Source organism: Stenotrophomonas sp. GD03794, from assembly GCF_029842145.1.
Classification (GTDB): Bacteria; Pseudomonadota; Gammaproteobacteria; order Xanthomonadales; family Xanthomonadaceae; genus Stenotrophomonas; species Stenotrophomonas riyadhensis.
Genome location: NZ_JAOCFV010000016.1, coordinates 13,515 through 26,942, shown reverse-complemented (window position 1 = coordinate 26,942; position 13,428 = coordinate 13,515). Strand labels below are relative to the sequence as shown.

The window sequence follows — 13,428 nt, the reverse complement described above, 5'->3', positions numbered from 1 at the left end:
GTGGACTGGCAGAGGCTGCGCAGTAGTCCCGCATTTCGGAGCCATCTGACCCAGTACGGGTACCGAGGAGAACGCGACTTAAGCCGCGGCGCTCGTACCACCAGCGGCTATGCGGATATCTTTCCGCTACTGGCTCAGGCCTCGCACTCCGTCCAGACCCTAAGCGCGTGGGCTTTGAGCAATGTTCGCGAGGTTCGCGATGCTTGCCGACCTTTTCGCAGAGAACAGTCGGGCCGCACGGCGACATTGCCACCGACCGTCTGTAGGCAGTTTGTTAGGTCAGCGTGTGCGTGGATGCTTGAGGAGGCGCCTGCATTGGAGGCTCACCTTGCAGGGTTGATTGATGAAATCGCCCAAAGTGGTGACCTTGGCCACCGGTCGCCAACTGCATTGTTGAAGGATGCGGAAGCGCTGATTGAAACCGGTCCACTAGTACGCTGTTCGAGGTTCGTTTCCCAGCGTTTCAGGGAGAGAGGGGATGACAGGTACTGTGATTTGGAACCCTATCGGTTGTTCCCTTTGGTTCTCGGACTGATCCGAATCCATCTAGGTGTTTGCTTTGGACTTGTGGCCTTGTTTGCTTGTGCAAGGAGATCCGAGATCATTGACATGGGGTTGCATGCGCTCCTGACATCTGATGGTCGCTACCACTTGACGATTCACCAGGCAAAGCGGGGGGAAGGGAACGAGAGGCCGAGGTTTGACAAGCCTGTGCCACGTATCGTTGCCATGGCGATATCGATCATGAACAATCTCAGGACGCAACTACTTCGGGTGATGCCCAGGGAGGATTCGTTGCTGGATGATCGCGTGATGTTCTTCGTCGGAATGCAGGGCATCAGGCCATTCAGTGAGAATCATCCGCGCGTCGTTCTCCAGCTCATAAGTGACTACTTTGATCTCCGTGGCCCCGACGGAAAGCGATGGGTGCTTGAGCCTCATCAACTGCGAAGGAGCTTTGCTATGACATTCTTTCATTCGGAGGGGGAAGAGTCATCTCTACCTGCGCTCGCGTGGCTCATGGGTCATCATGATGTCGAGGAGACTTGGAGATACGTGAAGGAGTCTATGACGGGCAAGGAGATCAGTCATGCAGAAGCCTGTTTGGCGATGGCGGCTGTGAACTCAGGTGATGGCTCGGAATCTGCCCAAAAATTGAAGGCGCTTCTTCTCGAGCACTTCGGAAGCGACGATCTCGCTGTTCTCGATCATGATGATGTCTTGGAGTATCTGGAGATGCTCTCTGAGGAGCGAAAGATCAGTGTCAAGCCGATTCAGATTACAACCGGCGATCGTAGTACGTTCACAATCCTCATTTCGCACAGAGGGGAATGATGCCAAGGCTCAGTAAAGGACAGGTAGCTGCGGGTGTGCGGGACAAGCAGCTTCGTGCTGAACGGAGTGTTCGGGGCATCATCGCCATCCTGGACGAGGCGGTGGCAGTTGGGTCCCTTCTTGAAGAGCATAGTGATCTCTTTAGACGCATGAGTGATCTTGCCGGGATGAATGATGAGGCTCGAGGCATCTTTCCGATGTCGGTTCGAACACTCAGGAACAATGTGGAATCGCTGTACCCAGGCGGGATGGAAGCGTTTAGGCGTGCCATCGGAGAGCTTCTGGGGGCCGCGAGGAAGCCTGTTGCACAGCAGGAAGATGAGGCTTGGCTGGAGGATGCTGTTCTGGACATGACCGCTAGGTACAGTGATCTCGTGCAACGCTTCAAGAGGCTGGCTCTTGGATCGGAGGTCGCAGCCGATGAGCTAAAGCGACACTTCGATCGGTACCGCGGCTCTAGCTCCCTACGGGTAGTGAAGTGAAGATTGATGGTGGTTTGTGTAGGAGGGCCAGCAATCAATTCCGGTTACCGGGGGTTGGACGCGTCACCTCGTTCCTCGATAGGGGCGCGGCAGGAGGCATGAAGGTGGTGTTCTTCCCAAACGGCCGTTCTTGCTGGGAAGTGAATGCGTACCTAGTTCATTGCCGACGCCTTGGGCTGACGGTAGGTACGATATCCACCTATGCGAGTGAGCTAAGCCTGCTGGTACGATTTCTGTACTTGCGTCGCCTGGAGCTGAGAGAGATCGATGATGATCATCTGATCGAGTTTGCTGATTGGCTGGTGGTTCGGGATGAGTCCAGCGCAAGGCACATCAATCGTATCCTCTCACGTGTTCTCGCTTTCATTGGCTGGGCCGAATGTATCAGTCTCGGCCCTTTCCAGATCGGCCGGCTTGGTGAGCAGGCGATTATCACGGTTGAAAGGCGCGTGGTGAGGACGAAACGGCTGGACCGGGTGTCCTCGGACAGGCATGCAGCGATGCTTCCAAGTGGTGCAAAGCGAGTCGTACGACCAATGCCTCTTGAGGTATTTCGCCGACTCCTGGCGCAGTGCGAGCGAAGCGCGAAGCGCACCTTCGTAAAGAGTCGCAATCGCGCGATGCTCCTGATACTCGCGGATACCGGGATCAGGCGCGAAGAGCTTGTTTGGATCAGGGTCACCGATGTACTTGATGCATCGAAGGGTGATGGCATGCTGAAGGTGCGGACCTCGAAGAGGAGGGGGAACCCTATACGTCTGGTTCCTGTTCCCGCACTAACTTTGCAGGAGGTCATGAAGTACATCAGGGTGCAACGGGAAATGCATATGCGCCGCCATACCAAGTCCGGACGGGGGAGTCGCGACAAGGGTTGGGTCTTCTGCTCTCAGAGCGGTTCAAGGCTAGCTGCTGCAACGGTGAGCCAGACTTTCTCGGATCTGCGGGCGCTTGCCGGAGTTTCAGAGCGCGCTACGGCTCATATGCTTCGACACAGGTACATAACTCTTCAGGTCATCGATCGGATCAAGAGGCTTCGAAACATTGGGATTCTTGGCGTTGAGGCAGCAGCAACGGTACTCGCACAGGTGGCTTCTTTAAGCGGCCACTCCAATCCTACTAGCATGTGGGACTACATTGACTGGGCCTATCAGGAAATGGCCTCGGATGCCGAGAACCGCGGGACCTTGGAGATTGGCGAGCTCATCCGGGAACTGGAGGTTTTTGGTGAAGCGGCGATAGAAAGCTCCGAAGGGAGAGCCCTGCTTAGCCGAGTTCGTAGCGCACTTGCTTCGCAGCTTGAGAAGGCTCCGAAACTGGGTGTACTCGCCCACCAAGGGATGGGGCTGGGATGAACTGCTTGTGCAGGGGCGCCGGTGGTATGGGTGAGAGCCCTTTGCTGTTGGTGTGGTGCGGGCGATCCAGCACCTCTAGTAGCCGGAAGCGACGTCCATCGAACAGGGCGTCACTGGGGACAGTGAATGTCCTACAGAGTATTGGGTGTCGTGACCACCTTGATCGGTTGCCGGCGACGCCGTAAAAAGCGCCTTCTTCCTTGCGGATGCGATGCACACGCTTGTGGTCGTCCCACCAGGCGTCCCAGCGAAGCATCACCAACACGGGCTCACAGCCATAATGGATGCGCGCGTGAGTGCCCGAAAGCACATGGTTCGCGTTCCGAGTCGCCCTTGCACTGACCGGAATTCAATCGTTGGCGGTCGTGCTGTTCGCTGGCGTCGTACTTCGAGCGTGTAGCTCGTTTCCCTCGGTGCCCTCTCCGCTGGATGCTCAGGCATTCTGGGCAACGGTAGCGTGCTTGATCGTCGGCCGCACCGTCTTCGCTATAGGTTCCCAGAGCCTTGGGCCAGGCATTGCTCGGTCACGCGTGTTGCGCTGCTGGTCGGAACCGAACCGCTCTCGGAGCGCTATTTGACTCTATTTGGATGGGTGAGGTCATTGGAAAAGCGGCTTGGGCGGGGGCGAGGCCGGACAGTCCGGAGGAGCGCTTGGGCTGGCGCCGATACCGATTGTGCTCAACGTCCCGCGGGAACCAGTCCAAAGCGCATCAGCTGAGCGGGTGCAGCTGGGCTGCTGACGTGAAACTCTGATATCCGCTTCTGGCCGAAAGCGGACGCTTAGCTCAGTGGCTGTCTATACGGCACATTCCTGGTCGGCGTGCTGACGGAGATTACCAAGTGGGTCAAGCGGAGCGGGCGAGGGATTGAACGGCGCTCCGGCAATAGCACACGCGTCGGCTGGCGTCGCGGCAGGTGAGATGGGCTGGGCTTAGCTTTTTGCCAAACTCGGCGGAAGGCGGCATAGTCTTGCACATATTACCGATCAAGTACTTTGCGGATATTCCCATGGACAAGAAGGGCAAGGCAGCCAACCAAGCTCTCTTTGAGGAAGACTACGTGCTGCGGTCACTCGGGCGGATTGGCTATGACCCAGATATGGCGCTCACTGAGCTGGTGGCCAACACGTGGGATGCAGGGGCTGCCAGGGTTGCCGTGATCATCCCGGAGGAAACAAGTGGCATGCTGTCGGTCGAAGACGATGGCCACGGGATGACCGAGGACCAGTTTCGCAAGCGCTGGATGACCTTGGGATACAACAGGCATCGAAGCCAAGGGGCGAACGTCCAGTTTCCTTCCGAACGCGACGATTGGGTACGCATGGCCTTCGGACGCAACGGTATTGGTCGCCATGGCTTGTTGTGCTTTTCTGATCATTACACGGTCGAAACTTGGACAAATGGCGTTCTTTCTACCTTCGTGATTGGGACCCGAAATCAGCCGTCGCCGTTCTACATCCAAAGCCATGAGACAGCCACCCGTTCGGGCCATGGCACCCGGTTGTTGGTGGAGGTTGAACGCCACCGCCCAGATCCAGATCGGATCAGGACGGTCCTGTCAGGACGCTTCCTGCACGATCCGCAGTTCGTCGTTTCGGTGAACGGCCAGTCCGTCCCGCTGTCTGAGCATGAGGGCCTTCTGGAGGAACGCAAGATTCAGGTCGAACCTGGCTTTGATGTCACGGCGTATGTGGTGGACACAACACGCACAGCGAAATCCACCCGCTACCAAGGCGTAGCGTTTTGGGTGAGCAATCGGTTGGTCGGGCTGCCGAGTTGGACCGTTGGGCCGATGGTCGTTCTGGATGGGCGGGTGCGCTTTGCCAAGCGCTATGCCCTCGTGATTGAGTGCGGATCGGAGTGGCTTTCCGAAATCGAACCAGACTGGTCGAAGTTCAAGACTACGGAGCGAACTGATCACCTTTTCGAAGCGGCCAACGGGTATGCCCAGGAAATGGTCGAGAAGTTGTCGGCCCACCTGATCGAGGAGAACTCAGAAGACGCGCTCTACAAGAATCGAGAGGATCTGCGGACGCTACCTAGGCGATCCATGCTTGAAGTAGCCCAGTTCACAAAGACCGTGGTGCATGACCAGCCAGGGATACCGCCGGAGACCCTCAACAAGGTCGTCAAAGCGGTTATCAAGATTCAGAAGGCACGAAGCGGTTCAAGTTTCCTTGACAAGCTGATGCAGCTGGATGAGCACGACATCGACGGGCTGGATCGATTGCTAGGACAGTGGACTGTGGAGGATGCGCTCACGGTTCTGGATGAGATCGACAGTCGTTTGTCCATCATTGCCGCCATGGAGAAGCTCAGCGGCGACCCGGAAGCTGACGAGTTGCATACCCTTCATCCGCTCGTGACGCAGGCGCGTTGGCTATTTGGGCCGGAGTTCGACAGTTCGGAGTATGCATCGAACAACACCCTGCGAACAGTCGCCACCAGTCTATTCAAAGCGAGAAAGCAGAATCAGACCTTTGCTAATGCTGCGAAGCGCCCCGACATCGTCGTCCTCTCCGATGCCACTCTCTCAATCGTCGGGACGGAAAGTTTTGATACCGGCAAGGATCAGCTCGTGATGATGCGCGATGTCCTGCTCATCGAGTTGAAAAAAGGGCGTTCTGAAATCGGTCGCAAAGAAATGAATCAGGCGGCAGAGTATGTCGATGAACTTGTCTCCAGCGGAGGCATACAGGGTGGGCCTTTCTTCCATGCCTTCGTGGTCGGCCATTCGGTCGCATCCAATATCCCAACTGTCAATAACCGGGAATACAACGGAGCCCAGCGCGGACGGGTAACAGCGACCACTTACAACCAGCTCGCATTGACAGCAAACCGGCGCCTCCATGGGCTAAAGGCAAGAATACCCTCACGGTACGAGGAGGTTTCTGGTTACGAGCTTGTCCAGAAAGTCATGGGGACGCCAAGCCAAGCATCGTTCGCTCCGCTGGCAGAGTAGGGCGGTGTCTAGCCCGGGTTAGACGATCGCTTATGGCCGAAAGCAGACATCGTTGACGAATCCCGCTGGGGCAGAGCTCCCGGAAGGCCTATTCAGAAACCACGTTCATCAACTGCTAGTGTTCGAGGGGAAGCCGCCCTGGCAGCCGTATGAAGTATGTGGACGAGGAGATCTGCAGATGAACAACCTTGATGACTGGCTTGCAAAAGCCGCAAACGCAACGCGCGCAGATGCCAGCGCGGGAACCGATGCGCTGCTGGCCCGCCTGGCCCAGGAGCCGCCACCTGCCAAGTGGGCGGGACGCCGCGAGCTCCGCCGCGCTGTGACCTGTGCTGCGTTGTCTGCGGTGCTGACCTGTGGCGGGGTGGGCTCTGCATTCCTCGTCACCCAGTCCAACCCGCGGCCCACTTGGGTCGCGGCGCCGTCTGCCATGTCCCCCTACGCCCTGCTGGTGGAACGCTGATGGCTATCGGAACCGCCATGCGCCTGCCTTTGGCGACCTTGGCCGGCGCGGTCATCGGCGTGGTTTGCGCCCTGGGGATCGGCTGGGGCTGGCACTACCTCAACCCTGGCCACAGCGACCTGCATGAACGGCTGCACGCCGTGGTGCCCCTGGACAATTCGGAGAAGGACATCCTGCAGGCCAAAGAGCAGCTCTTTGCGACGCGCAGGGGCGAGATCGAGGCGCGCTTGCGAATCGCCAACCGTCAACTTGCCGATGCCATTGCGGCCGATCCTCGCTGGAGTCCGCAGGTAGAGGCGGCAAGCAGGGAGGTCGAGCGTGCGGCGGGTGATCTGCAGCGTATCACGCTGGAGCACGTCTTCGAGATGCGTGCAGGGCTGAAGCCCGATCACCGCGCTGCCTACGACAAGGCGCTGCTGGACGCACTGCGCAACGATTCCCCTTGAAAGCATGGCCTGAGCGTGACGATCGAGGAAGACAACAACTGGGCCGTCGAAGCTGCTGCGGGTGACCCAGCGGCATTCGCGCGCCTGGTGCGCAGGCACTCGCCGGCCATCACACAGATGGTGCGAGGCATGGGCGTTCCGGAAACCGACGTGGACGACGTCGTTCAGGAAACTTTCGTGTCGGCGTGGCGCGCGTTGGCTGAGTATGACCCCGCTCGCCCAGTGCTTCCGTGGTTGATGCGTATCGGAATCAACAAGGTTCGCGATACCCAGCGTTTCCGCCGCGTGCGTTACTTCCTATTCAAGGCCCGGCCCATCGACGATGAAGAGGGCCGGACGCTGGTATCGGATCAGGCCGGCCCGGAACAGAGCGCCAGTTCCAGCCTTGAACTCGCCAGCGTGATGCGCGTGCTCGACAGCATCGATCCCGCCTTACGCGAGGCACTGGTGCTGACGGCATTCGTCGGTCTGTCCCAGGTTGAAGCGGCCGCTGCGCTGGGAATCAGCCTGAAAACGATCGAAGGCCGCGTACTTCGCGCCCGGGCAAAACTGGCCTCGGCGTTGGGTCGTTAGAAAAAAATCTCCCAGATGTGAGGGGAGCGGCACACAGGCCGCGTAGTGCATGAGACGACCGCTGATGCGGCATCACTGCACTGGACCCCTGGATGAAGTACTCATTGCTTGCCTTGTCGACACTGCTGGCGCTGTTCGGCACATCGGTGGCGTGGGCCGCCGACGCGCCCACCTACGAAGATCTACTGGAACAGAGCAGGGCGCAATCGCCTTACCTGCAGGAAAAGCGCTTCGACACCGCAGCGGCCGCCGGCGATGCCCGGCAGGCCAGAGCATTGCGCAACCCCACTATCGACGGCCTTGTCGAGAATCTCAACGCACCCTTAAGCAATGGCAGCAGCCAGCGCCAGACGACCTACACCCTGACCCAGCCGCTGGAGATCTTCGGCCAGCGGAGCGCGCGTATCCAGGCGGGCGAGAAGGGCCTGCAGGCGGCCGAAGCTCGGCAACACCAAGCGCAGGTTGAGTTCTCGGCAGCGCTGGCGGTGGCCTACGCCGCTGCCGAGGCCAGCCTGATTCGCCGGGCAATCGCGCAGGAGGATGTGGAGCGCGCCGAGGGCGACCTGCGTGCGGCCAAGGCTCTGGTGGAAGCTGGCAAAGAGGCCAGCCTTCGTTCCGCCCAAGCCCAGGCCGGCCTGAGCGCGGCGCAATCGGCTGCTGCCAGTCGCGATGCCGAGACGACGGCTGCTCTTGAGCAGTTGTCGGTGCTGGCCGGCCAGACCGAGACGTACTCAGGTGTGGGCCAGTCCCTTCTAGAGCGCGACTGGCCAACGGTGGGCGCAACCGCAGGCGATGCCACGGCGGTGCTGACAGCCAAGGCGGACGTGGACGCTACCGAAGCCCAACTGCGTATCGAAAGGCTCAAGCGTGCGCCGGACCTGAGCGTGTCTGCAGGGCGTCGCAGCTTTGCAGCAGGTGGGGACGCGCTGGTCGTGGGCCTTTCGCTGTCCGTACCGCTGTTCGACCGCAACAGTGGCGGCATCAGCGCCGCCCGTGCCCGTACCGACGCGGCCAGGGCGCGATTGGACGCTGCGCGCCTGCAGAGCCAGGCAGATCGCGCTACCGCGTTGTCCCAGGTGGCTGCGGCGCGACGCGGCCTCGAGGCAGCTGCCGAGGGTGAAAAAGCCGCGGCCGAGGCCTACCGCATGGGCCGTCTGGGGTATGAGGCCGGCCGCACGCCCCTGGTGGAACTGCTGCTCAGCCGCCGCACGTTGACAGAAGCGCGGCTGACCGTGGTCGATGCGCGCCTTGCCCGGGTCCGTGCCTACGCATCACTTGCAATGGCCAATGGCCAGATCGTCTTCGGAGACCGTTGAATGAAGCGAAACACCCCTTCCGTGAATACTCTGGGCATGCTCGGCGTCGCCGCGCTGGCGCTTGGCGCAGGCTTCGGCATCGCCCGCCTTTCGCAGTCCTCCAGCGCGCCTGCCCCGGCAGACGCTGCGCCCACTGCCGCTGAAGATAACGGCGGCGTGCAGGTCGTTGCCATTCCCGATGCATATCTTGGAGCAGCCGGTATTGCCGTTGAGGCTGTCACCTCTGCCGACGTGGCAGCCAACATTGGCGCAGCAGGCTCCGTCGTTGCCATTCCGGGTGGTGAAGCCGTGGTGGTATCCAGGGCCGCAGGCAACGTGACCGAGGTGCTTCGCCAGGTGGGCGACAAGGTCGCCAAGGGCGATGTCCTTGCACGGGTCGCCAGCCCTGATGGCGCACGCATTGCAGCAGATCTGCGCGTGGCCAATGCCGGTCTTTCCCTGGCGCAGAAGAACGCCAGCCGGGACCAGTCGCTGTTGGCGCAGGGGGTGCTTGCCCGGCAGGAGGCCGAAGCCAGCCAAGCTGCCTACCTGTCGGCACAGGCCGAAGCGCAACGGGCTGCGCTGGTGGCTCGCACCGCCAACGTCGATGGCGGCGGCAGCGTTTCGGTGGTCAGCCCCATCGCCGGGAACATCAGCAGTTCCCAGGCCACACTGGGTGTATTCGTTGAACCACAGGCCACCCTCTATCGCGTCACCGGCTCGAACGGCGTGGAGGTGCAGGCATCGGTGCGCGCGGGTGATACCAGCCGGATCCGCTCCGGTGATCCTGCCACCATCGTGCGCTCTGACGGCACCGTGGTATCAGGCAAGGTCCGTTCTGTAGCGACGGCGGTGGGAGGATTGACTCGAGCTGCAACCGTGGTGATTACGCCGGAAAACGCTGGCGCCGGACTTGTCGTCGGTGACGGCGTGCAGGTGCGCCTTGTGGCGTCAGCCGGGCAGTCCGGTGGCATGTCCGTTCCCGAAGAAGCCGTGCAGAACATCGATGGCAAAGACGTGCTGTTCGTGCGCACGGAGAAGGGGTTCAACGCCCAGCCCGTGTTCGTAGGCGTGCGTAGTGGTGGAATGGCGCAGATCCTCTCCGGTGTTTCCGCAGGAACCCGCGTAGCAACCCGCAACGCCTTCCTGGTGAAGGCGGAAATGAACAAGTCCGGCGGAGACGAGTGATGATCGAACAGGTGCTTACAGGTGCCGTGCGGCACCGCTGGCTGGTGTTGTTCATCACGCTGGTGATCTCGGTCATCGGTGCCTGGCAGTTGAACATGCTGCCGATCGATGTCACCCCGGACATCACCAACAAGCAGGTGCAGATCAACACCGTCATCCCCACGCTCAGCCCGGTGGAAGTGGAAAAGCGGGTGACCTATCCCATCGAGACCGCGATGGCGGGCCTGCGCGGCGTTGCCAACACGCGTTCGTTCTCGCGCAACGGTTTCAGCCAGGTGACGGTCATCTTCGATGAAAGTGCCGATCTGTACTTCATGCGCCAGCAGGTCACCGAGCGCTTGACCCAGGCCCGGCCGCAGCTTCCCGAAGGCGCCGAGCCGCTGATGGGGCCGGTTTCCACTGGCCTGGGCGAGGTATTCCACTACAGCGTCGAGTTCACACACCCCGATGGCAAGGACGCGCCACGCAACGATGGCAAGCCCGGATGGCAGAGCGATGGCTCGTTCCTGACCGATCAGGGCGATCGCCTGGCCGATGACATGGCGCGCCTAGCGTACCTGCGCACGGTACAGGACTGGATCGTGCGCCCGCAGCTGCGCACGACGCCGGGCGTGGCTGACGTCGACAGCCTGGGCGGCTATGTGAAGGAGTATGTGGTCGAGCCCAATGCAGCCAAGCTTGCTGAGTATGGGTTCTCCTACACCGACCTGGCGAACGCGCTGCAGGATGCAAATCTTTCGGTGGGTGCGGACTACATCCAGCGCTCTGGCGAATCCTATCTGGTGCGAGCTGATGCCCGTATCCGTTCGGTGGATGAGATCGCGCGGGCCGTGGTGGGTAACCGCAACGGTGTTCCGGTCACGGTGGGTGATGTTGCGCGGGTGGTGATCGACGGCGAGCTGCGGCGAGGTGCCGCCAGTCGCAACGGCTACGAGACGGTAGTGGGCAGCGCGCTGATGCTGGTGGGCGCCAACAGCCGCACCGTGGCCGCCGCCGTCGGCGACAAGCTCAAGGAGATCAGCAAGACCATGCCGCCGGGCGTGAGCATCGTCCCGACGCTGGATCGCTCGCAGTTGGTGGTGGCGACCATCAAGACCGTCGCCAAGAACCTGACGGAGGGCGCGCTGCTGGTGGTGGTCATCCTGTTCGCGTTGCTGGGTAACTGGCGTGCGGCAGTGATTGCTGCACTGGTAATTCCGTTGTCCCTGCTCATCACCGCCATCGGCATGAACAAGCTGGGCATCTCCGGCAACCTGATGAGCCTGGGAGCGCTGGATTTTGGACTGATCATCGACGGTGCTGTGATCATTGTCGAAAACTCACTGCGACGATTGGCCGAGCGTCAGCATGCCGAAGGTAGAATCCTCACTCTGAGCGAGCGCCTGCACGAGACCATCGCGTCCTCCAAGGAGATGGTCCGCCCGACGATCTACGGACAGGCGGTCATCTTCCTCGTCTTTGTTCCGTGCCTGACGTTCCAGGGCGTGGAAGGCAAGATGTTCTCGCCGATGGTGATCACCCTGATGCTGGCGCTTGCATCGGCCTTTGTCCTCTCGCTGACATTCGTTCCGGCGATGGTCGCGGTCATGTTGAAGGGCCACATCTCCGAGAAGGAAGTGCGTGTAGTGGCGGCCACGAAGAGCCGTTACCAGCCGTTGCTGCGCAATGCGATCCGGCAACCGATGCCATATCTTGCCGGCGGATTGGGCGTATTGCTGGCCGGCGCGGTGGCGTTCTCCTTCGTCGGACGTGAGTTCATGCCGACACTGGACGAGCAGAACCTGAACCTGTCCTCCGTTCGTATTCCCTCCACCTCCATCGAACAGTCGGTAGCCATCGATCTTCCCCTGGAGAAGGCTGTGCTGACGCTTCCCGAGGTGCAGACCGTCTACTCCAAGGCGGGTACGGCGAGCCTTGCCGCAGACCCCATGCCGCCAAACGCATCGGACAACTACGTCATCCTGAAACCGAAGGACCAGTGGCCTGATGGTGTGAAGACCAAAGAGCAGGTCATCGAGCGCATCCGCGAGAAGACCGCGTTCCTGGTGGGCAACAACTACGACGCCACGCAGCCGATCGAGATGCGCTTCAACGAGCTGATCGGTGGTGTGCGCAGCGACGTGGCGGTGAAGATCTACGGCGAAGACCTGACGGCCTTGGCCACCAGCGCAGACAAAATTGCTGCTGTGCTGAAGAAGATTCCCGGGGCATCGGATGTGCGTGTGGCCCAGACCGGTGGCTTCCCGACCTTCGACATGGCGTTTGATCGCGCAGCGATCGCCCGCTATGGCCTGACCGTTAAGGATGTGGCTGATACGGTGTCGGCCGCGTTGGCCGGACGCCAGGCGGGCCAGATCTTTGAGGGCGATCGCCGCTTCGATGTGGTGGTTCGACTGCCCCGCGTCGACCGAAGTGATCTGGACGTCCTGGGTGCGGTGCCGGTCATGCTGCCGCCGGGGAATCAGGAAGGCAGCCCTTCGGTGCCGCTGCGTGAGCTGGTCAGCTTCCGCTTCACGCAGGGTCTGAACGAGGTGAGTCGTGACAACGGCAAGCGCCGGATCTATGTAGAGGCCAACGTAGTGGGGCGTGATCTGGGCAGCTTCGTGGACGATGCCAAGGTAGCGATCGCACAGCAGGTGCAACTGCCGACCGGCTCGTGGATCGAGTGGGGCGGGCAGTTCCAGAACCTGCAGGCAGCTACCCAGCGTTTGGCCATCATCGTGCCGCTGTGCTTCATCCTGATTGCCGCGGTGCTGTATATGGCCATCGGCAACGGGCTGTTGACCGGCACTGTGCTGACGGCCGTACCGCTGGCGCTGGCCGGTGGCTTCTTCGCGCTGGCCTTGCGTGGCATTCCGTTCTCGATCTCGGCAGCAGTGGGGTTCATTGCTGTTTCGGGTGTGGCGGTGCTGAACGGACTGGTGTTGATCTCCGCCATCAAGAAGCGTCTGCATGACGGCATGGAGCCGAACGAGGCGGTGGAGCAGGGTGCAATGGAGCGCGTCCGGCCCGTGTTGATGACGGCCTTGGTTGCTTCACTGGGGTTTGTACCCATGGCGATCGCAACCGGCACGGGTGCTGAAGTCCAGAAGCCGTTGGCGACCGTGGTCATCGGCGGCCTCATCACGGCAACCGTACTGACCCTGTTCGTCCTGCCGGCACTGTGTGGGCTGGTGCTGCGCAGGACTGCGCGCAGGAAGGCAGCGGGCATCGAGGACCCACTGCCGGCGCCGGAAACCGATTGAGTACGTTCCCTTCCACAGTTTCACGCCCGGCCCTGCGGATCGTTCTACGATCCGCAGGGTATTGGCATTTCTGCACTCCATTCCTCCG

The 13,428-nt window shown here is 60.8% G+C and carries 10 protein-coding genes; all 10 read left to right on the top strand.

Annotation, left to right across the window (positions count from 1 at the left end):
* Positions 1 to 294 precede the first annotated feature (294 nt).
* The 10 genes from N5D91_RS11010 (at position 295) to N5D91_RS10965 (ending at position 13,340) form a co-directional block, all read left to right on the top strand.
* The gene (locus tag N5D91_RS11010) at positions 295 to 1,335 is read left to right on the top strand and encodes a tyrosine-type recombinase/integrase (RefSeq protein WP_160314167.1); all 1,041 of its coding nucleotides are present in this window, start codon (positions 295 to 297) and stop codon (positions 1,333 to 1,335) included.
* Positions 1,336 to 1,370: 35 nt separating this feature from the next.
* A complete protein-coding gene (locus N5D91_RS11005) occupies positions 1,371 to 1,817 on the top strand; it encodes a hypothetical protein (RefSeq protein WP_046984166.1) in 447 nt (148 codons plus the stop codon).
* A 239-nt stretch (positions 1,818 to 2,056) separates the two neighbouring features.
* Entirely contained in the window at positions 2,057 to 3,169 is a 1,113-nt protein-coding gene (locus tag N5D91_RS11000) for a site-specific integrase (protein ID WP_160314166.1), read from the top strand.
* 1,008 nt (positions 3,170 to 4,177) lie between these two features.
* Positions 4,178 to 6,130 (top strand): ATP-binding protein, encoded by a 1,953-nt coding sequence (locus tag N5D91_RS10995; protein WP_046984209.1) that lies wholly within the window; start codon positions 4,178 to 4,180, stop codon positions 6,128 to 6,130.
* A 178-nt stretch (positions 6,131 to 6,308) separates the two neighbouring features.
* The gene (locus tag N5D91_RS10990; RefSeq protein WP_046984168.1) at positions 6,309 to 6,593 is read left to right on the top strand and encodes a CnrY/NccY family anti-sigma factor; all 285 of its coding nucleotides are present in this window, start codon (positions 6,309 to 6,311) and stop codon (positions 6,591 to 6,593) included.
* A complete protein-coding gene (locus N5D91_RS10985) occupies positions 6,593 to 7,039 on the top strand; it encodes a periplasmic heavy metal sensor (protein ID WP_046984169.1) in 447 nt (148 codons plus the stop codon). Before N5D91_RS10990 ends, N5D91_RS10985 begins: the two co-directional genes overlap by 1 nt.
* A 15-nt stretch (positions 7,040 to 7,054) precedes the next feature.
* Positions 7,055 to 7,612 carry a sigma-70 family RNA polymerase sigma factor gene (locus N5D91_RS10980; RefSeq protein WP_049441978.1) on the top strand — a complete coding sequence of 186 codons (558 nt, stop codon included), beginning with the start codon at positions 7,055 to 7,057 and terminating at the stop codon, positions 7,610 to 7,612.
* Positions 7,613 to 7,704: 92 nt separating this feature from the next.
* Entirely contained in the window at positions 7,705 to 8,928 is a 1,224-nt protein-coding gene (locus N5D91_RS10975) for a TolC family protein (protein WP_065428117.1), read from the top strand.
* On the top strand, positions 8,929 to 10,095 hold the full coding sequence (locus tag N5D91_RS10970) for an efflux RND transporter periplasmic adaptor subunit (RefSeq protein ID WP_180854537.1): 1,167 nt from the start codon (positions 8,929 to 8,931) through the stop codon (positions 10,093 to 10,095).
* Entirely contained in the window at positions 10,095 to 13,340 is a 3,246-nt protein-coding gene (locus N5D91_RS10965) for a CusA/CzcA family heavy metal efflux RND transporter (RefSeq protein ID WP_046984173.1), read from the top strand. Before N5D91_RS10970 ends, N5D91_RS10965 begins: the two co-directional genes overlap by 1 nt.
* Positions 13,341 to 13,428: the final 88 nt, after the last annotated feature.